Genomic DNA, 24,222 nt, shown 5'->3' on the forward strand with positions numbered 1-24,222 from the left:
ATGCCCGGATACGGCGGGTGAAACTCCCTCCGGGGCATCGAGGGACGTGGATCACCCCGGCCGGCCGGTTCGGATCGCCCGGGGAGGACCGGCTCGCCGACAGCGACGGGCTGTGTCGCATCCCACCCCGCCGCCGAGGGCTGGGCCACATCGCGATGCCGTCCGCCGGAGCTACCGTTCGCCGAAGGTGACTCGTCTTCTCGGCAGCTCCCGGAGGGCCGGCAGTGCTCGCAGATCTCTCTCCGCTCATAGCGGCCGCCACGCAATGGCTGACAGGGGCCTACCCGGCCTGCGGCGGGCCGCTCGCGTCCGCGCTCTGCGAGGCCCAGGCGCGTCAGGCCGTCACCGTCGCGGCATGGCTGCGGTACCCGACGCCGATGGACGCCGCCCTGGTCGCGATGGCGGGCCCGGGAGGCGCCGGCAGGCTCGACATGGCCGTCGGCTCGGACCTGGCCGGCCCGGACGACGGCACGGCGGACGACGACGCCTGGCGTACGTGGGTGGACGAGGCCGTGGTGAGCTGGGCCGCGTCCCTCCTCACCGACGCCCGCCTGGCCGACCTGGCGGTCGCCGCGCTCGCCGAGGGGGAGCACGTCAGGGTCGCGCCCGTGGAATTCGGGCGCCTGAGGTCGCCGGACGACAGCGACAGGCGAGCGGCGGCCCTGCTGCGACACCCCGACCTGCTCGCCCCGGTGGTGGCGCTCCATCGCGAGGAGCTCGTCGGCCGTCTGGGCCAGGGGCGTGCGCTCGTCGTCTGAGGGGCGGCACGCGTGCCGGACGCCCGGCCGCCCGCGCGACCACGAGACGTCGTGCGGGCGGCCAGGTCGTCATGGGTTCGTGGTGTCGGCCCGGTGTGATCGCCTTGATCGCTGTCAGTCGAGTTTGCCCCGGCCGCTCAGCGCGTCGCGCAGCCGGTCGACCATGCCCACACCCGGTGCCAGGAGCTTGTTGGCGGGGGGCGTGTCGGGGGCCGACGGGTGCGGGCGGGTGGGGGCCACCCTCTTCGCCTGGCGCACCTTGTCCCCGAGATCGTCCAGGGCCTCCGGAGGGCACGCGGCGCGCAGCATCGGGAAGAGGTTCTGCTCCTCGTCGGCGATGTGAGCGCGGATTTCGAGCATCAGGGTCCCGAGGAGCCGGTCGAACTCGGGGTCGCCCGCCTCGTAGCTCTCCAGGTCCTTCATGATCTGCTCGGCCTTGGAGTGGTCGTCGATCTCGCGGTCGGCCATCGCGTCACCGTTCGGCACGTGCCGGCGCACGGCCGGGTACAGGTAGGCCTCCTCGGCCACCGAGTGACGGACGAGTTCCATCGTCACCTGGTCCGCGTAGACCTTCCGGTCCTTGTCGCCGGGCGCGCACCGGTCGATGCGCCCGAAGATCTCCTCGACCTCCCGATGATCGGTCGTCAGCTCGTCGATGACGTTTCCACCGTGCCCCATGTCCTCCACCTCTCAGACGCGGTGACGGCTCCTGGATGGTCCGTCCGGTACCTCCGGGTGCCCATCGGCCGCCGGTTGACACGGGCTTCCGTCCGACGGGGGCACCGGCGGCGCGCGGACGTTCGAGGTCGTGGCACGGGGACACTCGCAGAGCCCCCGTCCAGGAGATTGGACATGAGCGAGAGGCCGGTGATCGTCCACCCGCCCACGAAGCGCGACGGCGGTCAGGTGCGGGGGATTCGGTGTGCGGGTGGGTCTCCTCGTACGGGATGCGTGACGGGTCGGCGCGGTCCGTTCGGGCCGGCCGGGGCCGCTTGTCGTGCACGGTCCCCGGCCGGGGCTCACACGGTGAGGTGCTGCTTGGTGCCGGAGCCGTCGGCGGTCGCCTCGGGGGTCTCGGGGGTGATGACGTGCTGCTCTTCTTCGGGGCGGCCCTTCTCGGGCAGCAGGAAGGTGATCGCGAGGAAGACCACCAGCAGGCACGCCTGGACGATCAGCGCGCGGTGGAAGCCGCCGGTGAAGTCACCGGTCTTGGCCCGGGCGAAGAAGACCGAGCCGAAGACCGCGACGCCGATGGAGCCGCCGACAGCCTGGACCGCCGACAGGACACCGGAGGCGGATCCGATCTCGTCGTCGTCGACCGCGGCCAGGACGAAGCCGAACAGGGCGGCGATCACCATGCCGGCACCGATGCCCGCCACCGCCACGCCGGGAACGATGTCCCGGATCGAGAACGAGGCGGCATCGAGGCCGTCGAGTTCGAACCACAGCACGGCCGCGCCGGCCAGCTGGACCAGCGGTCCGATCTGCAGCACCTTGCGGCCGATCCTGTCCGCGAGGAACGCGCCGCTGATGGCGCCGCCGATCGCGGTTCCCACCGCGAGGGGCAGGTTGCCCAGTCCCGCCTCACCGGCGGTGAAGTGCCGGCCGATCTGGAGGAACAGGGTCAGTACGAGCTGGGTGCCGATGAGCCCGCCGAAGAACAGGGCGATGCCGCCGAGGCCGACGGTGAAGGCCGGCTTGCGCAGCAGGCCCGGGGTCACCAGCGGCTCGCGGCCCGCGGCGGCCATGCGGCGCTGCTGGAGGGCGAAGAGGGCGAAACCGATCACCGAGACGGCCATGGACAGCCACGTCCACAGCGGCCAGCCGTTCTCCTGCCCCTGGTTGAGCGGCAGCACCAGCAGAGCGCAGGAGATCACGACCAGGGCGGCGCCGGTCATGTCGACCCGTACCGTGCGGTCGCCCGGCTTCTTGGGTACGAACTTCGCGGCGACGATCAGTGCCGCGATGCCGATGGGCAGGTTGACCAGGAACACCGACCGCCAGTTCAGGCCGAAGAAGTCGCCCTCGATGAGGAAGCCGCCCAGGACCGGGCCGATGATGCCGCCCAGGCCGAGGACGGGTCCGAAGACCGCGAAGACCTTGGTGAGCTCGGGGCCGGAGAAGTTCTCCCGCAGCAGACCCAGGCCCTGGGGCAGCAGCATCGCTCCGGCGGTGCCCTGCAGCGGGCGGAAGGCGATCAGTGACTCGATGTTCGGTGCGATCGCGCACAGCAGGGAGCTCGCGGTGAAGGCCGCGAGTCCTGTCAGGAACATTCTGCGCCGGCCGTAGCGGTCGCCGAGCCGGCCGCCGAGCACGAGCCCGGCGCCCAGGGTGAGGGCGTAGCCGCCGATCACCCACTGCAGTCCGACGGAACCGGCACCGAGGGACCTCTCCAGGTCCGGCCCGGCGACGTTGACGATCGAGGCGTCCAGGAGATCCATGATCTCCGCGACGATCATCACCGCCAGGATCAGCCACCGCCACCGGTAGGGCTCGGTCGTCTCGTCAGGAGTGGGGGACGGGTCACGCACGTCAAGTACCTCCATGGTGAAGTAATTCCACGGTGAAGGTAAAGTGGTGGCGGTAGGTTGTCAAAGCGGGATGACCGTGCGGACCGCGTGACAGGAGAGAAGGGCGGAGGCGTGGAGGAAGCAGTGCGTGACGGTGTCGCGGAGCAGCGTGAGCGGCTGATGGAGTCGCTGAGGATCTACGGCGGCCACTACGCCGAGCTCAGCCGGCGCTTCGCCGCCTGGCTGGGCCTGCACTCCACGGACGCGACCGCGGTCCTGGAGATCGCCGCCGCCGAGGAGCGCGGCACCCCCCTGTCACCGGCACGGCTGAGCGAGCGGATCTCCCTGTCCACGGGCGCCACCACCGCGCTGCTGAACCGTCTCGAAGCGGCGGGGCACATCACCCGCGCCCGCGAGCACTCCGACCGGCGCGTCGTCACGCTGCGCAGCGGCGGGCACATCCAGGAACGGGCGGACGAGTTCTTCGGCCCGCTCGCCCGCCGCCTCGACGCCGCGATGTCGCACTACCCGCCCCAGTTCCTGGAACAGTTCGAAGCGTTCATGGCCGACCTGAACACCACCATGGACAGCCACCTCACGGAACAGCACGCGGTGACACCACGCGGTGACACCACGCTCCCTTCACACCCCTGACGGACGAACTCCCTGACCGCTCGCTCCCCGCAGCCCAGCCGGCCTCCCCCCACCCGCTCATCCGCTCATCCTCTTCGCCCGCGTCCCGCCCTTCGCGCTAGGGGCAGACGCCTTCGCGACGGGGTGGCCGGCTCCGGGACCCGCTTGTCCTCCGGCACCGCCAGCGGCTGGGCCGGAGTCGGCGCGAGCGCGGGATCGGTCCGGTGCGCGGCACGCGCCACCGCCTCGTACGGCCGCCGCTCGGCCGCCGTACGGGCCTCCGGTACCTGCCGGACCGGGCCGGCGCTACCCCGCCACGGCGTGGCCCTTGGTCCGGTGCGAGCCGGTGAGCGTCGCGTACACCACGACGTTGCCGCGGTATCCGCCGTCCCCGGCCCCGCCGCCGCAGGTGATCACGCGGAGTTCGGGCCGGCCCGTGGTGCCGTAGACCTTCTTGTCGGGGAAGCGGTCCCTGTCGTAGACCTCCACGGCGTCCACGGTGAAGACGGCGGTACGGCCATCGGCCCGGTCGATCTCGATCGTCTCGCTCTTGGTGAGGGCGCCGAGTCGGTAGAACACGCCGGTTTCTCCGGCGCGTGTGTCCACGTGTCCCGTGGTCACGGCCGTGCCGCGCGAACCCGGGGTCGTGCCCCCGCCGTACCAGCCGGCGATTTCGGGCTCGCCCTCGGGCGGGGGCCGCAGAGCCCCCGCCCTGTCGAGGCCCAGCCGTGCCAGGGCGGCGTCCACGCCGATCGCGGGGATACGGATGCGGACGGGCCCGGAGCGAGGCAGCGGCGGGGCGGCGGGGTGTGCCGGCGGGGCGGCAAGACCCGCCGGCGGGGTGGGGAAGGCCTGGTCGGCCGAGGGCTGCGGGGGCCGCCTGTCGACCATCGTGCCGAGCACCAGCAGGATGCCCGCCACCAGGGCCACGATCAGAGACGTGACCGGTGGAACGAACGCGCGCGTCGGCGCGTCGGCCTTGTCCCTGGATTCCTTCAACGTCGGGCCTCTTGCCTGGAGGGAGCCGGGTGGAGTCCGTTCCCGTCGTGCGGGAAAACGGGGGCGGGGCCTTGGGGGCCGCCGGAGCGGAAAGGTCAGGACCGGGTGCCGAGCGAGCGACGGCGGATCCGGTACAGGGCCCCGCCCGCGGCCGCGGTGATCAGCGCGCCGCCCATGGCGACCTGGGTGCTGGTGTCCTGGGCGTCTCCGAACCCGGCGTGGATGGCGCCGTTCGGCTGCTGGTTCGCGATCTCGTACGTGTCCGTGAGCTTGATCCGCGGCGGGCACTTCACGGTGACGGTGTCGGTGCCGGACGCGCCCTCGGCCGGGATCTGGAACTCACCCACGAGAACACCCCTGCGGTTGCTCCCGAACATGTGGAACTGAACCCCCGACGCCGACTCGCCCTTGCCGTACGTCACGTCCGGGCCGCAGGCGGTGGTCGTGACCGTGACCGTGGAGCCCGGCAGGGCGTTGCCCGGGTCGATACGGAGTTCCGTGTCCCCGGCGGCCACGGCGGCCGGGCTCTGCAGAGCCAGGACGCCGAGGAGCAGTCCGACACCGACGCCAACGTGTGTGTTTCGCAAGGGAATCCTCCGACAAAGCAGTGGCCGACCGGTCCGCTCGGCGCTCCTGTGGTCTCCACCGACGAGAAAACCGACGCTCCGTCAGCTCCGCAACAGGAAGCGGCTGCCCCGGTGTCACCCGGGCAGCGGCCTTGTCGCCTCCCGCGGGAGCGTTTGCGCAGGTCCCCGAAGCGGACGTGCGCCGACGGCCGTCTCGACACAGGAAACGGATGGGCTAATGGCCTTCATCCCCGAACGGGCCAAGGGGACACAGCCACGCGTCCCCTTGCTCGGCGACCACCGAGCTCCCCGTTCCCCGTTTCACGCGACGCCGACCTCCGGAGCGTCGCGGACGCTGTCACCGCCGCCGGTCGTGGCCGAGGCGCGGGCGGGGAGGCGTCGTACGGCGGGGACGCACAGGAGCGCGAGCGCGGCGGGGACGCCGATGACGGTCATCGCGTACAGCGTGGGACGCACGCCGAGGGAGTCGGACACCGGGCCCGCGAGCGCGAGGCCCAGCGGCATGAGTCCCGTCGACAGCAGATAGTCGTACGAACTCACCCGGGACAGGGCGGCCTCGGGTATGTGTGTCTGCAGCGCGGTTTCCCAGATGACGAAGAAGAGGGAGACGGCGACACCGGTGACCGCTTCCAGGACGGCTATCACGACGACGGGCGCGCCGGACCCGATGATGACGGCCTGGCAGGAGGCCACCGCGAGCGCCGCGGCGGCGAGCGCCATCGGATGCCTGACCTTCAGCCGGTAGGCGCAGACGTCGCCTACGACGGAGCCGATGCCGAAGCCCGCCGTCACGATCGCCCAACCGGCCGCGCCGCCCCATTCGCGCTCGGCGAGGACGGGCCCCAGCACGAACACCGACGGCAGCACGACGACGTGGTAGACGGATATGGCCGCCATGCCGGACCACACCCACGTCCGGCTGCGTACCTGCGTCCAGCCGGCGCGCAACTCCTGGAGGAACCTTCCTCCTGGGGTCGCCTGCGTGGTCCCGGGTGTCATGTCGCGCGGGGTGAGCCGGGCCAGGAACGCGGCACTGACCGCGAAGGTCAGCGCGTCCACCGCCAGGGCGCCGCCGGGACCGGCCGCCGCCACCAGAACTCCGGCCACGGCCGGACCGACCACCAGTCCCGCCGACTGGACGAACCCGCGCAGGGCGTTCGCCTCCCGCAGCCGGTCGGCGCCGACGAGCAGGGGCACCAGTCCCGTGGCCGCCGGCATGAAGAACGCGTCGGCCGTGCCGAACACGATCATCAGCAGCACCAGATGCCGCACCTCGGCGACACCGGTCAACAGCAGTACGGCGGCGAGCCCCTGCACCGCGAACCGCACCAAGTCCGACACCAGCATGATGCGGTGGCGCGGGAAACGGTCCGCCCACACCCCGCCCACCAGGGCGAACAGCAGCATGGGCGCGAGGCTCGCGGCCGCGAGGAGCCCGACGTCGGAGGCGGAACCGCCCACCGACAGCACCGCGAACGGCACGGCGACGAACGACACCCGGTCGCCCACCACCGAGAGGGACTGCCCGATGAACAGGCGGGCGAACTGCGGCTCATCACGCAGCACATCAGGAACCAGAGACTTCACGAGACGACCGATCAGGGACAGCGGACGTGAACTGCGGCGCCCGATGGTAAACAGTGCCGTCCCCGCAGGTCACCTGTATTTTTCAGGGGAAAGGGTGGCGGGCCTGCGCAGCAGCCACTGCCCGAACGTCCGGCGCGGGGGACGCACCACCACGCGACCGTGAGCCTTCTCGCCGACCAGCTCGACCCGCAAGGCGACCGGTGTGTCCGGATGCGCCGGAGCCGGCCGGTGTTCGACCTTGCAGTGCACCAGCCGCAGGCCGTCGGTGTCGACCACGATCCCCGGCCGCGTGACCAGCGTCAGGGTCTTGCCCGTCATGCCGACGTCGACGCGCAGGGTGTCGTGCGTGATCACGGCGTCGGTGAAGTCGAGGGTCACCTCGCAGTACGTCACGGCGAGCTCCAGCCTCCGCGGCACGACCCAGCGCCCCACGCGCTCGACCGCGCCGCTGTGGACCTGTTCGATCCGGACGCTGTCCTTGGCCTCCGCTCCGGACGCGCCGACGGACGGCAGGTCGGCGGTGAGCCCGGCCAGTTCGCCCAAGGTCCGCGCCGACAGGGCGGCTTCCAGGCGTTCGTCCAGCTCGTCCGCGGTCAGCAGGCCGTCCCCGGCCGCGATACGCAGCACGTCCACCACCCGGTCCCGGTCCGCGTGCGAGGCCCGCAGCTCGGGCGACGAGCCGGGGCCGGAGGGCTTCCCGGTGGGCGTGATCTCTCCCGACATGCTTCCGTCCTGATCTGTCGAACGACTCCTCGCGCCGCGGGCGGCGGCGCGAGGAGAAGACTAGCGCTATATCGCGATACAGAGATCCTGGTCCGGCGTCATCACATGAGGGAGGAGTCTTTCGGCGGGAGGGGGTGAGGACTTCACCGACGCGCACCGCGCGCTTTCCCGGACGCGTTCCGCGCCTTGAGCGGCTGCCCCGCCGACGGAGTCACGCGGGGTCCGCGACAGCCGGTGAGCCGGGTGGGCTGGACGAGCCGGGTGACGCGGGTGGGCTGGGTGACGCGGGTGAGTTGGGGTGCGGGACGGTGGGGGTGGGTGCGTACTGGGCGGCCTGGGCCGTGAACATCGCCGCGTAGCGGCCCTGGGCCGCCATGAGTTCGTCGTGGCCGCCCTCCTCGACCAGCCGCCCCTGGTGCAGGACGTAGATGCGGTCGGAGTGGCGGACCCCGGACATGCGGTGGGTGACGAGGACGACGGCGCGGTGCGGGGCGGCGAGTCCGCGGATGCGGTCGAACGCCGCGATCTCGGCCTCCGGATCGAGGGCGGACGTCGGTTCGTCCACGATGAGGATGCTGTCCGCCCGCGAGGTGGAGCTGCGCCAGTGGGTGCGGGCCAGACCGACCTTCTGCCACTCGCCGCCGGACAGTTCGATCGCCCCGCGGAACACGCGGGCCAGCAGACTCCGCAGCCCGTCGGGGAGTCTGGAGACGACCGGGCCCGCCCCCGCGTAGTCGACGGACGCCCGCAGGTCGTCGTCCGTCGCCTCGGCTTCGGGGCGGCCGATCCGGATGTTCATCGCCGCCGTCACGGGCCAGCGCTGGAAGTCCTGCGTGAGCAGGGCGACGCGCTCGAAGACCTGGGAGCGTTCCAGCCCGGTGACGTCCAGGTCGCCCCAGCGCACCGTCCCTCCCTGAGGGAGCAGCAGGCCGGAGAGGACCTTCATGAGGGTGCTCTTGCCGGAGCCGTTCTCGCCGACGACGGCCGTGACCGAGCCCATGGGGATGGTGAGCGTGACCCGGTCGAGCGCCGGAGCCTCGCGGTCGGGGTAGCGATACGAGACCTCGTCGAGCGTGATCTGCTTGACCTGCTCCGGAACCGGACCGCCCGTCTCGGGGATGGCGTACCCGGCCGCCTCGGTCAGGAAGCGTCCGTGGTCGCGGACGTACAGGGACTCCTCGTGCAGGGTGTTGACGTTCATCACCAGCGCGCCCAGGCTCGCCGACCCGGACCGGACGGCGATCACCGCCGTGCCGGCCACCGCCAGACTCATGTGCCCGCTCATGATCAGCCAGATCATGGTTCCGTACGTGCCGGCCATCGCCAGTCCGGACAGCGCGGAGGCCACCCACTCGGTGACCGCCTTGCCGGCGGCCAGCCGTTCCTGCTCGGCCTCGGCGCTGCGCGCCATGCGTTCGTACCGGCTGAGCAGGAAGGGGCCGACGCCGTGGATGCGTACCTCCTGGGCGGCGGTACGTTCGGTGAGGAGGTTGCCGATCAGCCGGCTCGCCCGCAGGTGCTCGATCCAGCTCATCACCGACACGTACCGCTCCTGGGCCACGCGCATCGCGCCCCAGCCCCGTGGGGTGGCGATGAGGACGAGCATCGGCAGCAGCGCCGGGTGCAGCACGGTCAGCACGCCCGCCGTGGCCACCAGGGAGATGGTGCTGTTCAGCGCGGCGACACAGGCGCTGATCATCCGGCGGGCGGACGCGGGGCCGTACTGGGCGATGTCGATGAGCCGCCGGAAGTCCGGGTCGTCGATGGCCTCCAACTCCACGGAGGCCGCGGCTGCCAGGTACTGGGTGGTGGCGATCCGTTCCACCAGCGGTTCGAGTCGGCCCGCCCGGGAGGTGGACCAGCCCGCCAGCACGGAGTTGACGACGGCGATCGCGGCGGCGGCCAGCAGGCCCGGCATCAGGCCGTGCAGCCGCTCGGCCGCGGTGCCGACCCCGAGCAGGGCGTGCATGACCGCGTTGACGGCGAGCAGTCCGACGGCGGCGGCGACGCCCTGCCCGATCTCGCTCACGCCGACGGCTATGAGCGCCCGTCGGTCGGTGTTCCATGCCATGCGCAAGGTCGCTCCGACCAGGGTCGGCATGGACCGCAGTGCGGACAGCATGGTCAAGTCGAGCTGGGCGTGCTCGTGTTGGGACCAGCCCATGTCATACCGCAACGGGCCGCCGAACAACTCGCGCTCCGCGTCGGACACTTCCGGCTCCGCGAGCCGGACCTTGCCGAAGAACCTCATCACACCGCGCCTCCCCGCGCGTTGTGGTTCCGTGCCCCGGACCGTGGGCCGCGAGCGAGTGTCGGTGGGAAGACGCTTCTGCGTGTGGTCGTACGCCATCGGTTGGACGTCACCATCTGAGGATGGTTGCCCAACTCGCGCGTGACTATGTCGCATACGTCGGTTATCGGCCTCCGGGAGTCGAAGTGGCCGGGGACGGTCGGGTCGGTCCGGTCAGTCCAGTCGGTTCGGTCGGTTCGGCCGGTTGGAAAACCGGTGGAGTTGCGACGGGGTCCGCCACTAGCGTGTTCGCGGACCTGTTCGTCTAGGCAAGGACGTGCCGTTGTACACCGTGTGAGACCTCCCGAGCGCTGATCTGTCGCGCGTCGCACCCGTGCGCCGCGCTGCCTTTTGCTGCGGACTTCTCACTGAAACCGGTGTACTTCTGTGCTCAATAGCTGGGTGGTCATGCCCACCTGCCTGCCTGCCGTTCTCCGCCGATGCCACGCATGCGCCTCCGAGCGCTTCCGGGCCAACGGAAAATTCCGTGTCAACGCGAACCACAAGCTCCTCGACGCCTGGCTTCTCGTGCTCTGCGCCGGCTGCGGTGACACGGCGAAGCTCACGATCCTGGAGCGGGCGCATGTGCGCTCGGTCCGACCGGAGTTGCTGGACCGGATGCACGACAACGACCCTGGCCTCGCGGCGGAGCTGCTGCAGGACCCGGTCGTGCGGCGCCGTAATCGCATCGCCCTCGACTGGGACGGCGCCTGGCGTCTCGACACCGGCGGTTCGGATCATCTGGGCCGCGAGGTGATCGACGTCTCGGTCCGCTTCGCGGCGCGGATACCCCTCCGGCCGGTGCGGCTGATCGCCGACGGCTGCGGTCTTTCGCGGGCCGAGGTCGAGAGACTGATGGACGAGGGGAAGGTCGTCTCGGCGGTCCGGCTGAGCGGCAAGGTGTCCGGCGACTTCACCTTCACACTCAAACGCTGATCCCTCTCGGGACCGGCGCGGGCCTGTCCGGCATGATCCGCCGGGCAGGCCCCAGCTCCGGGCGGCCTGACCGGGGAATCCGGAGCGCGGACTACCGGCGCGCCCGGCGGTAGGCGATCAGCAGCCCCAGGAGGATGCCGACGAGGAGGGTGACGGTCAGCACGATCCAGAGGGGGAGGGTGACCTCGGGGATCCAGAGCCGGATGGTCACGGAGTTGGTGTTGGCTGCGATGAACCAGATCGTCAGGGCTGCCAGCACGAAGAATCCGATGCTGCGTAGCCGGTAGTCCCGCCCCTTGACCGTCACCGTGGACGGCCCGTGTGCCTTCGCGGTCTTCTGGGCCATACAGCCAGTATCCGGCTGTTCATGCGAGCGGGCGACTCGATCGGTCGCGACGGGTGCCCCGCGCCCGTCGCGTGCTGGTGCACTCTGTCCGTCCGCGGTGTCCGTCCGCGGTGGCTGTCCGCGGTGTCCGTCCGCGGTGTCCGTCCGCGGTGGCTGTCGGCGGACTGCGCGGCCTTCCGCCCATCAGATCCGCCCATCAGAGCCGGGGAGCCGGCCGGTAGCCTCACCCCATGGATGCGCTCGTGCCCTTCGTCGTCATGTTCGGCGGCCTCGCCGCGGTCCTGGGGTTCTTCGTCTGGCTCGCCGCCCGCGTCCGTGCCAGAGGCCTTGCCGGTGGAGCCGTGAACGCGGCTCTCGCTTCGTACGAAGAGGCGTTTCGCGCGACCTCACACGCGGCCCACGTCGAGATCCAGGCGCAGAAGGAACGCAAGGCACCGGTCCTGTCGCCCGACGACCACGGGGAGCGCGGTCCCGGAGCGGGAATCCCGGTAGGCGCCCGGGAGCGCCGACGACCGGCCCGCTCGCGCATGAGTGGTCCGCGACGGACTCTTCGTCGCTGGGCCGACCGCTTCCGGGGAGAGCACTGAGCCACGCCATCCCTCCGGCGGTACGGCCGCGGCCTCGGGCGTCGCCACGAACCGGAGGCACGAACCGGAGCCGGATCATCTCCTGGTCCGGTTCAGGCCGCGGCCTCGTCCAAGGGGACGCCGAGCCGGCCGGCGACGGTGGTGAGGGCCGTACCCAGGGGGAGCGCGACCCGGGTGAGGGCGTGCTGGTCGCCCCGGGTCGCGTCCCGGTTGACGATCAGCACCGGTTTCCCGGCATCGGCCGCCTGACGGACGAACCGTAGTCCGGACATGACCGTCAGGGAGGAGCCCAGGACCAGCAGCGAAGTCGCCTCACGGACCAGCCGGCGGCACTCCTCGACCCGCGACCGCGGAACGGACTCGCCGAAGAAGACCACGTCCGGCTTGAGGACGCCGCCGCAGACCGTGCACGGGACCACGTGGAAGTCCCCGACCTGCTCATCGGTGAGGTCGGCGTCACCGTCCGGGTTGACGGCGGCGGCCACCGGCGCGAAGCCGGGGTTGGCCTCCTCCAGCAGGCGGGCGAGTTCGCGCCGTGGGGTGCGGGCACCGCAGGAGAGACAGACGACCCGCTCCAGGCTTCCGTGGAGTTCCACGACGCCCTGACTGCCGACTGCCTGGTGCAGACCGTCGACGTTCTGTGTGATCACTCCGGAGAGCAGTCCGCGGCGCCCGAACGCGGCCACGGCCCGGTGCCCGTCGTTGGGGCGGGCGCGGCCGAAGGTCCGCCAGCCGAGGTGGCTGCGCGCCCAGTACCGCCGCCGGGCCTGAGCGGTGGCGGTGAAGTCCTGGTAGGTCATCGGGGTGTGCCGGCGCAGGCTCCCGCCCTCGCCCCGGTAGTCGGGGATGCCCGACTCGGTGGAGATACCCGCCCCGCTGAGAACCAGCACACCGCCGGTGCTCAGCGCGGCGGCGACCGGCTCCAGATCCGTGGTGCCCGGCGGTAGATCTCCGGAGGGTATCCAGCTCAGAGTGGGGCGCATGCGCATGCTCCCAGGGTACGGACACGACGACACCCTGTACGGGCCGTCGGGCACCGCGCCGATCTCCGGCCGGCCCCGCCGCGAGGCCGGCCGCGCGCCTCAGCTCCCGCCCGTGCGCCGGAGCCGCGCGGAGAGATGGTGCTGCAGCGGCTGACCGACCGCCGCCAGGTCGTGGAGGAAGTCCAGCGTGTCAGCGTCCGCCAAGGTGTAGCGGCGGCGCGTGGCGACCACCTCCTTGGCCGTGGGAGCGAGTGCCACCTGCTGGGTGGCCAGATCCACCGCACCGTCGGCCGCCTGCCCGACCAGGATCTCCGCGATGCCGGTCGGCTGCGTGATCAACGCCTCCACACGTCCGTCGGCCTGCATCCGCCACCAGCCGCTCTCCCGGGCCGACGGGCGCAGCGGAGCGCCGTCCGGGTCGAGGAGCCAGGCGCGCGCCTCGTAGTGGAGGAAGGGCCGGCCGTCGTGGCTGAAGGTGACCTCCTGCGCGTAGACGAACTCCTCGTCGAGCGTCGGGTAGCCGCCGCGGCCTTGTCCGGCCCAGGTGCCGAGAAGTCCGGTCACCGGAGTGAGCAGCACGTGCGGTGCGGGCTTCTCGTCCGAGCGGAACGAGTCGGGGTACGGGTGCTTCCCGAAGAGGTCGACCATGACATCCACTCCAGGGTTGAGGCCGGTGCCGCCTGGCAGCCTAGTGGTACTCCACTCGGAGATCGCGATCCTCCCGGCGGCGCGGCGGGCGGCTCGAGGAGTGGGACGTCCGCCCTTCGCCCAGCGGCTTCCTGATGTCGATTCCGGAGGTGCCGCGGATCGCGTCCGATGCTGTCATCGGCCGTCGGCGGGGTGACCGCCGTGATGGTGGGAACGAGGAAACCCGGCTGCTCGTCCTGCGCGGCAACAGCGCCTCGGGGAAGTCGTCCGTCGCCGCCAGGCTCCGCGACGGATTCGGCCGCGGTCCGGCCCCGGTCGGCCAGGACAACCTCCGCCGTGTCGTGCTGCCCGCGCTGGACCGTTGACCGGCGTGGGGGAGAGCCGCGGCCGCGGTGCCGGGAAAGGGGTGTCCCGGCACCGCGGCCGGGGTGTCACTCCTCGTCGCGCAGCCGGGAGGCCAAGGCGGTCAGCGGTTCGGCTTCCGCCGTGCGGCCCAGGGCGGTCAGCAGGGACACCGCCTTGTCGAGGCGCGTGAGGGCGGGGGAGACGCGCTCCAGATAGATGCCCTCCACGGCACCCGCGAAGCGCACGCACTCGGCCCACTCGCCGGCCCGGTCGTCCTCCGGTCCCGGCTCGCCGAGCAGGGCGAGGGCCTTCTCCAGCGCGGCCAGGGCGTCCTCGTACGCACCGGCGTAGGCGTTGACCCGCCCGTGCTCGTAGGCCAGGGCCGATTCCAGGGAGCGGCCCTGCGCCTCGTACCCGGCCTCGCGGGCCTCCTCGGCGATCCGGCCGGCGTCGGCGAGGAAGGCGAGCGCGTCGGCCAGGCCGTCCTCGCCCTGCTGCTGGGTCCGCTGGCGGGCGAGTTCGCGCAGGCAACTGCTGAGCTGCTCGTAACGCGGTGCCTGCCCGTGGGCGGCGAGCGCCTGGGCCACCGCTTCGCGGGCCCGGTCGAACTCGCCGGACTCGCCGAGGAGAACGGCCGCCTCGGCGGCGATCATGGCGTGGCTTCCCGGGTCGTCGTCCCAGCCGGCCGACTCGGCGGCGAGGGCGACGAGTTCGGCCGTGGCCGCCTTGAGGTCCTCTCCCGCGTGCAGAGCCCGGGCCCGGGTCAGCCGCAGCTGAGCCAGGAGCCGGTCGTCCAGCTCACCCGCCGTGACGTCCGGTTCGGCCATCAGGGAGTCGAGCAGGGCGATGCAGTCCTCGACGCGGCCCATGTCGAGGCTGAGCTGGGCCGCGTTGCTGTAGGTGCAGAACGCCTCCGTGCGGCTGCCGTGACGGAGGTCGAGCTCCGCCGAGCGCGTCAGGTGGCGCAGTGCCTCGTCGGGCCGGCCCAGGTGCATGCAGACCTCGGCCAGGTCACCGTGGAGGCGGCCGGTGTCGACCGCCGCGGCCGGCCAGGCGGCGGCCAGTCGCAGGCCCTCGGCCAGGCTCGCGTGCGCGGCTTCCGGGTCCCGGAGGCCGAGCTGGAGCCGGCCCCGGAGTCCGAGGGCGCGAGGCATGTGCCAGGCGGGGCCGTGGGCCTTCAGCCGGTCGAGGAGGTCGTCGACCCCGGTGAGCGCGGCGGGGAGGTCCCCGGAGAGGGCGTGCGTGCCCGCTCGCAGCAGCAGTCCGCCGGAGATCTGCCCCACGACGTCGTGCCGGGTGGCGAACTCGAGAAGCAGGTCCACCTCGGCGAAGACCGGCGCGACGTCCTCCTCGTTCCCCGACTTCTGCAGGCGCAGGCCGAGGGTGGTCGCCCTCAGCCGCAGCAGACGGGCCTCGTGCACCGGCGCGAGATCGGAAGCCCCCTCGTGCAGGGCGACGATGGACGCGTGGGCGGCGGTCAGCGCGGCGGCCTTCGCCTCGGCCTCGTCGCCGACGCCCTCCGCGGCGGCGAGCAGCGCGCAGGCGCCGGCGAGTGCCGCCTGACCCGGAGCCGCGGCGTCTTCGTACAGGCCCGCGGCCTCCTCGTACAGGGCCTGGGCGACGGTGAAGTCGTCCTTGTCGCCCGCCCGGTTCGCCTCGTCGTCCAGCAGGTCCGCGCGCAGCCGTACGAGCGGACCCACCTCCGGGTCGTCGGGGTGGGTGTAGTCGCGGGCGGCGGCGAGCGTGCGGAGCCGTGCCCAGCAGGCCGGTGAGTCGGGGTGTCCCTGGTCGTCCAACGCCCTTGCCTGGAGGATCATCTCGGCGATCGACTCGGGCACGGCGGTGGTGGTACGGGTGGGGGCCGCGGCGACCGGGACGGCGGCGGTGGCCAGGTCGTCGAGGCTGCGGGGGCGCAGGGTCAGCTCCAGCGCGTCCAGGAGCGGGGCACGTTCGACGCGGGCCTTGCGACGGTCGCCGCGGGTGCCGGTTCCGTTGCGGGTGTCGAAACGCGCGGCGAGGTCGTCGGCACGGTCTCCCACTTCGGCGCGCAGCCCGGCCACCGTCCAGGCGCGGCCCGCGTATCCGGCCGCGGGCAGCTCGCCGTGACCGAGGTGCTCGACCCGCCGGAGGAGAACGTCCACACCGGTGAGGAAGTCGAGCATCTCCCGCGGCGAGTCCACCTCGTCGAACAGCCCCCGGTTCTCGGCGAGCAGTTCCAGACCGCGTGCCTCGTTACCGGTCAGCGCGCAGAACTCCAGGTGACGGCCGACCTCCCCGGCCATCGAGGGGTTGCGGCGGCAGGCGCGGTAGCCGGCGAGGTGCAGTTCGACGGCCCGCTCGACGGCGCCGGTGCGCAGCAGGGGCAGCAGCGCGTGCGAGATGGAACGGGCCGGCTCCTCCTGACAGGAGTCCTTCCCGGCCAGGACGGGCTCCCAGACGCGCAGGGCCCGCTCGTCGTCGCCCGTCGCGAGGTGGTACAGGGCCCGCTCGCAGATCTCGCAGGCCTCGCAGTCGCTGAGCTGGGTGCGGGGGCGGCCCGCCCACAGCTCGAAGGCGAGGGCGGTGTCCTCACCGATGTGGGCGGCGAGCTGGTACGCCTGCCCGTAGTAGGGCTGGAGGCCGAGGCCGGCCTTCTCGTACCGGTCGCGCATCTCCGTCTGCCACTGGCGCAGGCTGGTCAGCGGTATCTCGGGCAGCGCGAGCAGGGCGTTGGCCACCCACTTGAACCGCCAGAACAGCGTGTGCCGCAGGCGTCCGTCGAAGACGTCGGGCTGTTCGTCGAACAGGGTGAGCAGGCGGGCGAAGACGACGGGCGACTTCCGGGGCTCGGAACCGTAGGTGTACGCCTCCTGGAGTTCGAGAAGAGCGTGAATGAGCGGGACGGGCTCCTCGAACTGCTCGGCGGCCTCGACGAGTTCCTCGGCGGTGACGGTACGGGTGCGGCCGTAGGGGCGCCGGTCGTTCTCCTGGAGCGCCTGGAGCAGCTCGTCGGTGGTCTGGGGTGCGATCGGCATCGTCAGCTGTCCTTGCGGAGGGCGTGGGCGAGAAGGTCGAGGAAGGAGCGGTTGATGAGGCTCGACTCGGCGGGCCTGAGCGGACGCCGGGACAGCATCGCGGCCTGACCGTAGAGGGCTTCGGCGCTGGTGCGGGCGAGCTCGGGCTCGGCGATGGTGACGGCCGTACGGACCAGCGGGTTGAGCTGGTTGAGGATCAGCTGGGCCCGCGGAGCCTCCTGGCGCAGGGCACCGAGGATGTCGCCCCACACGCCGCCCTCCTGCTCACGGGCGAGCTGGGAGCGGGTGCGCTCGTGCCGCGCCTCGCGGCTGTCGACGAGGAGGGCGGGGGCGGAGGCGGGCTGGAAGGAGCGCAGGGCGACGTCGCAGTCGAAGACGGCCAGGGCGTCGCGGGCCTGCGCCAGGTACGCCGCGGCGGCCAGTTCCGTCTCCCGGTCGACGGGGTCGAGGTGGGCCGTCAGGGTCGCCGGGTCGAGGTCCGCGACGCTCGCCTCGGGCCTGATCTCCGGCAGCCGGTGGACGAGTTCACGGTCGTACGTGTACCCGCCGTTGACGACGCCGAGTCCGGCGGCCGAGGCGATCGCGGCGACCTGGCGGAACTCCTCCACGCTCGACGTCACGAGCACCGTGCGGTGGGTGCGCGCGAACTCGTCGAGCGTCGCGTGCCCGTCGGTCGTCTCGAACGGCAGCCAGGGCAGCAGCATCCGCAGGATCTCGTCGTCGTGCACCGCGAGCGACTTGACGGCCAGATGGTGCGCCTGGAGGAAGCGCGCGAGCAGGTCGGGGTCGCTGGCGGCGGCCCGGGCGATCCACTCCCGCAGCCGTTCGGCGAGGGCGTCGCGGACGGCGGCGAGGGTGTCGTCCTCGTACAGGGACTCGCGGGACGCCGTCGGGCGAAGGCTCTCGGCGTCGACGACACAGCGGACGAAGAACGCCCACTCGGGCAGGATCTCCTCGGCCTGCTCGGACAGCAGCATGCCCTTGACGTGCACGCGGTGGCCGTGGCGGCGTCCGGCCGGAACCGTCTCGGGCAGCACGCAGGCGACGCCCTTGAGGCCCACGGCCGGCAGGTCCAGCTCGATCGTGTCCAGCGGCTTGAACCCGAGGACTTCCTCGCCGTACGCGGCCAGGGCGCGCGAACGGGCTCCCGGTGTCGGGTACGTGACCGCCCAGGGCGCGGGCTCGGGGTTGACCGGCGCGGGCGTGCCGCCCGTACCGTCGGCGAAGGTCACCGGGTGGCGCAGCAGGGAGCCGAAGTGCCGGGCCAGCGCTTGGACCTGGACCGGCCGGGTCCACTCACCGGCGTCGGCGCGCGGTGTCAGGGTGACGGTGGTGCCGGGCCGGGGACGGGCGGACGCGGGCAGGGTGCGGACGGTGTAGCTGCCGTCGCCGCGTCCCCGCCACTCCACGGTGGGCGCGTCGGGGGTACGGGCCGAGCGGCTCAGGACATGGATCTCGTCCGCGACCAGGAAGCAGGACAGCAGACCGATGCCGAACTGGCCGATGAAATCACCGCGTTGTTCGGCGATCTTCTCGGCGCGCTTGCTGCTGCGGCCGATCGTGGCGAGGAAGGTGTGCACGTCGGCCTCGGTGAGACCGACGCCGTCGTCCTCGACGCGTACCACCGAACCGTCGGCGTACAGGCGGATGCCGAACGCGTCGGTCGAGGCGCCCGGTTCGAGGGAGTGCCGGGCGGTCAGCGCGTCCACCGCGTTCTGCAGGAGTTCACGCAGATAGACGCGGGGGCTGGAGTAGAGGTGGTGGGACAGGAGGTCGACGAGGCCACGCAGATCCACTTGGAAGGTGCGGTCGTCGCCCGCCGGGATCGCGGCGGTGTCGGGCAGTGTCATCGGGACGTCCGGAGGGGAGAGGAGACGGGTGGCGGGATCGGCGTGCGCTCAGGCGCGGCGGTGGTGGCGGGCGAACTGCTTCTGGGGCTCCGAGAAGTACGTCCAGGGCCAGCTCGTGTACGCGCCGTCGAGCGCCTGGAAGACACGCCGGACCGTGTGACCCTCACCGGCCAGCGACAGGGCCATGGCGAACACGTTGAAGTCGTGCTGCCAGCCCGGGTGCCGCACATAGCCGGGGTGCAGGATGCTGTGATCGGCCACCTTGCGCAACTCGGCCTGGATCTCCGGGGTTTCGAGGCAGTCCGCACGTTCCGACTCGACCCAGTCCTCGATGTGCGCCATGGCGATCACGCAGCCGAGCCGGTGTCCCTGCGGGGCGCGGCCGACCGCCTCGCGGGCGAACGCCAGGGCCTGGCCGGGATCGCCGCCCCAACGGGGCTGCAACTGCGACACCCACTCGATGTGGGTCTCCAGATCCAGCGGGTCACGGCGCAGAGCGGCGTCGAGCCGGGCCTCCTTCACGGAGGAGGCCAGCGACATGCCCCTGGCCGAGGTGAGCAGGCGGCGCCACGGGGTGATCCACTCCGGCCGCAGCTCGGCGGCCTCCAGCAGGTGCTCCTCGCCGACGAGCAGCCGCTCGCGGAAGACGTGCCACTGCTCCTGCTTGACGTCCGCGGCGCGCGCGCTGGTGCGCGCCTCCCAGCCCCAGCTGATGTGACGCGTCCCGGATATCAGCAGGGCCGTAGCCCGGTGCTCCTTGTCCTCCTCGACGGCCCGCCCGATCCAGTCCTGGACGCCGTCCAGCTCGGCCAGCTCGGCGAGCACCTTGTGGTCACGGCCCAGATCGAACGGGGCCAGCGCGGCCTTGACCGCCTCCCAGTCACCCGCGTCGGCCGCTTCCACCAGCGCGAGCACCCGTACGTCCCCGAGCGCGCGCAGTGTGTACACCCCGTTCTTGCCCTTGCGCACCACCGGGAGCGCGTGCGGATCCGCCGCCGGTCGCTCCCCTTCCCTGCCGAACAGCCTGCCCCACATGCTGCGCCCTCCCCTGGTCCCTCATGATCGTTCGGTGCAGCATAAACGGACCTGCTGACACCGTTGCCACCGAGTTTCCACGGGTGCTTCACGGGCCCGGATCCCCTGCCGCGCGGGATCTCGGCCTCGCGCCCGCCAACCGGGCGAGGCCGCGGGCGGAACGGCATGGTGCGAGGCCCTGAACAGGACGGCGGCCGGGAAACTGAGGGCCCGGCATCAGGCTTGAGCAGGAGAGCGCATGAACGACGGCAGCAGCGCGGGCTCCCGGGGATCGGTGACCGCCCTCACGGACCGGGGAGCCGCCAACCGGGCCGGGGTACTCAGCACCGCCCTCGCCGGGGTACTGGCCTTCGCGCTCTCCTCCGGCTCCTGGCAGTGGTTCTCCACCTATCTCGGCGCCACCCTGCTCGCGCTGATCCTCGCCTGCGCCCGGCCGCCCGTTCCCACGCCCGGCGCGCGGCCGGCGTACGTGCGGAGCCTGACCGCCTACTCCCTGGTCGTCGGCCTGTGCGTGGCCCTCGCGGTGGCGCCCGCCATGCAGCGCTGGGAGTGGTTCTTCCCGATGCCCGGCACTCGCACGAAGTGCGCCCACCTGGGCGACTAAGCGGCACTGCGGGCCCAGGCCGCCCTGCACGACCTGGCCGGGCAGGACGGCGCCGCGCTGGCCTTCGCCCAGGACGACCGGAGCCGGCACGTCGTGGACGACTGCCTGGCCTCCACGACGACGCTGTGGCTGCCGGTGTACGCCCTGGCGGCGCTCGGCGTCTGGCTGGTGGGCCGGGGTGATGCGAGGCGGGCGAGTGCCGGGGAGGTATGAGCGGCTTCCGCGGGCCGTCGTCCGTGTGAGAGGTCCCCGCCAGTGCCAGTGCCAGTGCCAGTGCCAGTGCCAGTGCCAGTGCCGGTGCCGGTGCCGGTGCCGGTGCGAGTTGCCGGTACCACTGCCTCAGCCAATGCCAGTTGCCGGTCATCGGCGTCACCGTTCCCGTATGCGCCACCACCACCAGCGCCCGGCCGTCCATTCGCAGGCCCAGCCCGGATCCGGAAGAGTGCGTCGTTCGAACTCCGCGTCGATCCGCTCCACGAGCCGACCGAGATCCGCGCGGGCTCCTTTGGGCAGATGCCGGAGGGCCACTTCCAGGTCGTCCCGGCCGTCCTCGATCTCGATGCCGGGACTCTCACCGGGGCCGGTCAGATACCGTCCGGGCTGCTTGAACGCCCACGCGAACCGGTCGAGAGCGACGGCGACGGCGTCCTGGTGCAGGTAGCGGGCCTCAACGCGCCGCACAGCGGCGCGAGTTCGAGCCGATACGCCCGGGATCCTGGGGACGGGTACGTGTCGGGGCGGCCGCCATCGCTCGTCGCGGACGGCCTTCGGGCGCCTACGCGGCATCGCCCTTTCGGATCAGAACCATGCCGGCATTCTGCCACGGCCCAACCCCGCGGAGTCGGGCGCGGGCACCGGCGAGGATGGTCAGGTGGCCCAGGGCAGTCGTACGGCCTCGATCTCCCCGTCGTCGAGGAGTGCTTCGACGAGCTGTACGGGGCCGGCGACCTTCGTGGCCCACAGGTCGTAGTCCGTGCAGACGATCCAGGACCGGTCCCGGGACCAGAGGTTGGACGGGCTCCAGTGATCTTCCTCGGGGTGGTCGTACAGCACTTCGGCGTCCGCGAGCGCGCCCGTGCGGATGCGCGGGTTCTCGTAGTCCCCGTCCGCGCGCAGCAGGGGGCTGTAGTAGGCCAGGCAGGGGGTGTCGGCGCCCAGCGGGCTGTGCGCGGTGAGGACATCGATCAGACGGCTCCAGTCGGCTCGGGCCAGATGGCCTTCGGACGGCGCCTGGATCGTGGCCGGCCAGCTTCCCGACCTGATGGTGGGGAAGGACGTGTGACACGGAAAGCGTCCCTCGGGCACCACCGGATCACCGATCCGCCGCGCCAGTTCGGTCCATCGCAGCCTGTGCCAACGGGGACCGGGGAGCTCACCCGGGACGCCGTCGAGTACGTCGGCGGGGTCGAGGCCCGGGATGACGTCGTGCTCGCCGGACAGCACGGCCCGTTGAAAGTCGCCGAACGACATGTCGTTCGGCCCGAGCTCGTGCTCGTACATGGAATGCAGCACCCAGGCCGCGTCGGGCGACGCCGGCGGCATGAACCCGGTGAGTCCGTCGTCGGCGATCAGCTCGCGCAGCCAGTCGGCCTCCCGTGACTCGGCGAAGGGCCACCGTGCGGTCGCCCGTGCGGCGGCTGTCTCGTACATCCGCCCAGCATCGCACCCGCGCCGACAGCCTTCCCGCGTGGCCCGGGAGAGGCCCCCGGTGAACGGAGGCCGGCGCTGTGGTCGGAGCTGTGGGCCCTCACATGCCCCGGTCCGGGCCGTACCGAGGTTCGGGGCGTTCGGCGGCCGACATCGGCAGGTGCTCCAACTTCACGGGGCCCGGATAGAAGACCGCGCTGTTGGGTCCCGTCATGTCTTCGCCGATGAGATAGCGGTGGAGCCATTCCGCGAAGCTGACGCGGTGCTCCACCCAGGTCTCGTCGTAGTTCACGAGGAACCGCGGTGCGTCGGTGGTACCCACCATGAAGACGGTCTCCCCTCGGTCGGTGCTCGCGATCGGCCACAGGAGGTCCTCGCTGTGTCGCCTGTACGGTCCCGCGCCGGGCAACGGCGCGCGGGACCGTACTGTACGTATCACCCACGAGGTCCGGCGCGCGCCGGGAGCCAGGACCGCTCGGCCGTGTCAGGTGCGTCAGCCGCGCCGGACCACTTCCTCCGCGTCGCCCTCCTCGAATCCCCGTGGCACGGTCGGCGCGGCCCGTTCCGGCTCGGGGTGTGCCTGGCGTACGCGCTGGTCGGCGATGGCCAGCAGCAGGGCGATCACGCTCATTCCGACGGCGGTGAGCAGCCCGAGCTGAATGGCCGTCACGGAACGGCCGTGGCTGGCCTGATGAGCGAAGTACACCGCTCCCACCACGGCGATCCCTGCCGCGGAGCCGATGCGCTGCCCCGTCTGGAGCACCCCGCCGGCGGCACCGGCCCGCTGCACGGGGACGCGGGTGAGGGTCAGCGTCGTGTTGGGGGAGACCGTGAGGCCTGAGCCGATCCCGCCCACGACCATGGGCAGGGCGGTGGCCCACCCGACATTCTCCAGAGGCACCGACTGCACCGCCACGACCACCCCGAGCAGCCCCACCACCACCAGGAGCAGGCCGACGACGACCAGCTTGCGTCCGTGGCGCATCACCAGCCGGCCCCCGATGGCGGCGCCGACCGCGGACGCGGCCGCGAAGGGCAGCACCGAGACACCGGCCGCCAGCGCGCTGTATCCGGCCGTGTTCTGCAGGAACAGGGAGTAGACGAAGAAGACCGTGGTGAAGCCCGCGAAGTAGGTGAGGCTGATCAGGGAACCGAGCGTGAAGGAGCGCAGGGAGAACAGGTCCAGATCGACCAGCGGCGCCCGCCCGCGCAGCTTCTGGCGTCGTTCCCACGCCCAGAACGTGATCAGCAGCAGCGCGCCCACCGGCAGCAGGGCCCACTTCAGCCGCCCGGTCCACTGCTGCTCCTGAACCAGCGGCAGCATGAGCGCGAGCACGGCGGCGCCGAGGAGCAGCACACCGACCGGGTCGAACTCCTCGCGCCTGCCCGTGGACGCCGGGAACCGGGGCAGCAGCCGCAGGCCCGCGGCGAACGCGGCCACTCCGATCGGCAGGTTGACGAAGAACACCCAGCGCCAGCCGTCGTCGGTGCCCACGGCGTCGATCAGCACACCGCCCACCAGCGGGCCGGCCGCCGTCGAGACCCCGATGACACTGCCCAGCAGTCCGAACGCCTTGGCCCGCTCCGCGCCCTGGAACATCTGCTGGATCAGCCCCGAGGTCTGCGGTGCGACCATGCCCGCCGCCGCGCCCTGGACGAGTCGGAACAGCACCAGCCAGGAGGCGCTGGGAGCGAGGCCGCAGGCCCACGAGGCCAGCGTGAACAGGGCCAGCCCCGCCAGGAAGGCCTGGCGCCGCCCCCGCATGTCGCCCAGCCGGCCCGCCGGGACGAGCACCAGCCCGAAGGTCAGGGCGTACCCGGACACCACCCAGGACTGGGCGGCCTCCGAGGCGGCCAGCCCGTGCTCCATCGAGGGCAGCGCCACGTTCACGATCGAGGTGTCGAGCAGGGAGATGAAGCCCGCCGTCAGACAGACGGCGAGCGCCTTCCACCGCCGGTGGTCGGGGGCGGGCTGGGCTTGGACAGTGGTCATGGGGTCACGCTAAGCAGCCACCCCGCCCAACGCGGGGAATGAGCCGTTCCGCGCGCGGGTCGTAGCCGAAAGGGGGTGTACGGGACTGTCCGCGGCGCCCGCGTGCCGCCGTACGGCCCGCACAGTCGATTCCGTGCCGCCGCCGTA

At 72.0% G+C, this 24,222-nt stretch carries 22 protein-coding genes and 1 pseudogene; 6 read left to right on the top strand and 17 right to left on the bottom strand.

Annotated features, from left to right (window positions below; genetic code table 11):
- The first annotated feature begins 224 nt into the window (after positions 1 to 224).
- Entirely contained in the window at positions 225 to 758 is a 534-nt protein-coding gene (locus ACFYW9_RS14245) for a hypothetical protein (protein WP_351869996.1), read from the top strand.
- 114 nt (positions 759 to 872) lie between these two features.
- Here the strand turns inward: ACFYW9_RS14245 and ACFYW9_RS14250 are convergent, their stop codons facing one another.
- A complete protein-coding gene (locus ACFYW9_RS14250; protein WP_351869999.1) occupies positions 873 to 1,436 on the bottom strand; it encodes a hemerythrin domain-containing protein in 564 nt (187 codons plus the stop codon).
- A gap of 341 nt (positions 1,437 to 1,777) precedes the next feature.
- Positions 1,778 to 3,304, bottom strand: coding sequence for an MFS transporter (locus ACFYW9_RS14255; protein WP_389149095.1), 1,527 nt, complete (start codon positions 3,302 to 3,304; stop codon positions 1,778 to 1,780).
- A 96-nt stretch (positions 3,305 to 3,400) separates the two neighbouring features.
- Between ACFYW9_RS14255 and ACFYW9_RS14260 the strand changes: the two genes are divergently transcribed.
- The gene (locus ACFYW9_RS14260) at positions 3,401 to 3,922 is read left to right on the top strand and encodes a MarR family winged helix-turn-helix transcriptional regulator (protein WP_389149099.1); all 522 of its coding nucleotides are present in this window, start codon (positions 3,401 to 3,403) and stop codon (positions 3,920 to 3,922) included.
- 285 nt (positions 3,923 to 4,207) lie between these two features.
- Here ACFYW9_RS14260 and ACFYW9_RS14265 read toward each other — a convergent pair whose 3' ends face one another.
- The 5 genes from ACFYW9_RS14265 to ACFYW9_RS14285 all read right to left on the bottom strand — a co-directional run bounded on the left by ACFYW9_RS14265 (position 4,208) and on the right by ACFYW9_RS14285 (position 10,048).
- Positions 4,208 to 4,900, bottom strand: coding sequence for a class F sortase (locus ACFYW9_RS14265; protein ID WP_389149102.1), 693 nt, complete (start codon positions 4,898 to 4,900; stop codon positions 4,208 to 4,210).
- A 95-nt stretch (positions 4,901 to 4,995) separates the two neighbouring features.
- A complete protein-coding gene (locus ACFYW9_RS14270; protein ID WP_389149105.1) occupies positions 4,996 to 5,487 on the bottom strand; it encodes a sortase in 492 nt (163 codons plus the stop codon).
- A gap of 300 nt (positions 5,488 to 5,787) precedes the next feature.
- Positions 5,788 to 7,053: an MFS transporter gene (locus ACFYW9_RS14275; protein ID WP_389149108.1), complete on the bottom strand. Its 1,266-nt coding sequence runs from the start codon at positions 7,051 to 7,053 to the stop codon at positions 5,788 to 5,790.
- Positions 7,054 to 7,143: 90 nt separating this feature from the next.
- A complete protein-coding gene (locus ACFYW9_RS14280) occupies positions 7,144 to 7,797 on the bottom strand; it encodes a DUF1707 domain-containing protein (protein WP_389149111.1) in 654 nt (217 codons plus the stop codon).
- Between the two features lie 211 nt (positions 7,798 to 8,008).
- Complete coding sequence (locus tag ACFYW9_RS14285) at positions 8,009 to 10,048, bottom strand: ABC transporter ATP-binding protein (RefSeq protein WP_389149634.1); 2,040 nt, start codon at positions 10,046 to 10,048, stop codon at positions 8,009 to 8,011.
- A gap of 426 nt (positions 10,049 to 10,474) precedes the next feature.
- On the opposite strand from ACFYW9_RS14285, the gene ACFYW9_RS14290 reads away from it, so the two are divergent.
- Positions 10,475 to 11,023, top strand: a complete 549-nt coding sequence (locus ACFYW9_RS14290; RefSeq protein ID WP_351870020.1) for a DUF1062 domain-containing protein — start codon at positions 10,475 to 10,477, stop codon at positions 11,021 to 11,023.
- 91 nt (positions 11,024 to 11,114) lie between these two features.
- Here the strand turns inward: ACFYW9_RS14290 and ACFYW9_RS14295 are convergent, their stop codons facing one another.
- Positions 11,115 to 11,369: a lipopolysaccharide assembly protein LapA domain-containing protein gene (locus tag ACFYW9_RS14295; protein WP_387296900.1), complete on the bottom strand. Its 255-nt coding sequence runs from the start codon at positions 11,367 to 11,369 to the stop codon at positions 11,115 to 11,117.
- Between the two features lie 230 nt (positions 11,370 to 11,599).
- On the opposite strand from ACFYW9_RS14295, the gene ACFYW9_RS14300 reads away from it, so the two are divergent.
- Entirely contained in the window at positions 11,600 to 11,956 is a 357-nt protein-coding gene (locus ACFYW9_RS14300) for a hypothetical protein (RefSeq protein WP_389149116.1), read from the top strand.
- Positions 11,957 to 12,048: 92 nt separating this feature from the next.
- On the opposite strand, the gene ACFYW9_RS14305 is transcribed toward ACFYW9_RS14300, so the two are convergent.
- Positions 12,049 to 12,945 (bottom strand): NAD-dependent protein deacetylase, encoded by an 897-nt coding sequence (locus tag ACFYW9_RS14305; RefSeq protein ID WP_389149119.1) that lies wholly within the window; start codon positions 12,943 to 12,945, stop codon positions 12,049 to 12,051.
- 93 nt (positions 12,946 to 13,038) lie between these two features.
- The gene (locus ACFYW9_RS14310) at positions 13,039 to 13,587 is read right to left on the bottom strand and encodes an FABP family protein (RefSeq protein WP_351870029.1); all 549 of its coding nucleotides are present in this window, start codon (positions 13,585 to 13,587) and stop codon (positions 13,039 to 13,041) included.
- Between the two features lie 176 nt (positions 13,588 to 13,763).
- On the opposite strand from ACFYW9_RS14310, the pseudogene ACFYW9_RS14315 reads away from it, so the two are divergent.
- Positions 13,764 to 13,949: pseudogene (locus ACFYW9_RS14315) on the top strand (hypothetical protein); the annotation flags it as partial.
- A gap of 69 nt (positions 13,950 to 14,018) precedes the next feature.
- On the opposite strand, the gene ACFYW9_RS14320 reads toward ACFYW9_RS14315, so the two are convergent.
- The 3 genes from ACFYW9_RS14320 to ACFYW9_RS14330 are packed head-to-tail and all read right to left on the bottom strand — an operon-like array spanning position 14,019 to position 19,831.
- The gene (locus ACFYW9_RS14320) at positions 14,019 to 16,946 is read right to left on the bottom strand and encodes a hypothetical protein (protein WP_389149124.1); all 2,928 of its coding nucleotides are present in this window, start codon (positions 16,944 to 16,946) and stop codon (positions 14,019 to 14,021) included.
- 2 nt (positions 16,947 to 16,948) lie between these two features.
- Entirely contained in the window at positions 16,949 to 18,796 is a 1,848-nt protein-coding gene (locus tag ACFYW9_RS14325) for an HSP90 family protein (protein WP_389149127.1), read from the bottom strand.
- 48 nt (positions 18,797 to 18,844) lie between these two features.
- Positions 18,845 to 19,831 carry a hypothetical protein gene (locus tag ACFYW9_RS14330; protein ID WP_351870036.1) on the bottom strand — a complete coding sequence of 329 codons (987 nt, stop codon included), beginning with the start codon at positions 19,829 to 19,831 and terminating at the stop codon, positions 18,845 to 18,847.
- A gap of 238 nt (positions 19,832 to 20,069) precedes the next feature.
- Between ACFYW9_RS14330 and ACFYW9_RS14335 the strand changes: the two genes are divergently transcribed.
- Positions 20,070 to 20,435, top strand: coding sequence for a hypothetical protein (locus tag ACFYW9_RS14335; RefSeq protein ID WP_389149131.1), 366 nt, complete (start codon positions 20,070 to 20,072; stop codon positions 20,433 to 20,435).
- Positions 20,436 to 20,804: 369 nt separating this feature from the next.
- Here the strand turns inward: ACFYW9_RS14335 and ACFYW9_RS14340 are convergent, their stop codons facing one another.
- The 4 genes from ACFYW9_RS14340 to ACFYW9_RS14355 form a co-directional block, all read right to left on the bottom strand.
- Complete coding sequence (locus tag ACFYW9_RS14340; protein WP_389149134.1) at positions 20,805 to 21,116, bottom strand: hypothetical protein; 312 nt, start codon at positions 21,114 to 21,116, stop codon at positions 20,805 to 20,807.
- Between the two features lie 186 nt (positions 21,117 to 21,302).
- Positions 21,303 to 22,085: a hypothetical protein gene (locus ACFYW9_RS14345; protein ID WP_389149137.1), complete on the bottom strand. Its 783-nt coding sequence runs from the start codon at positions 22,083 to 22,085 to the stop codon at positions 21,303 to 21,305.
- 97 nt (positions 22,086 to 22,182) lie between these two features.
- Entirely contained in the window at positions 22,183 to 22,407 is a 225-nt protein-coding gene (locus tag ACFYW9_RS14350; RefSeq protein ID WP_389149140.1) for a hypothetical protein, read from the bottom strand.
- A 168-nt stretch (positions 22,408 to 22,575) separates the two neighbouring features.
- Positions 22,576 to 24,075, bottom strand: coding sequence for an MFS transporter (locus ACFYW9_RS14355; RefSeq protein ID WP_389149145.1), 1,500 nt, complete (start codon positions 24,073 to 24,075; stop codon positions 22,576 to 22,578).
- Positions 24,076 to 24,222 lie beyond the last annotated feature (147 nt).

It is taken from the genome of Streptomyces sp. NPDC002698, assembly GCF_042888945.1.
Lineage (GTDB): Bacteria > Actinomycetota > Actinomycetes > Streptomycetales > Streptomycetaceae > Streptomyces.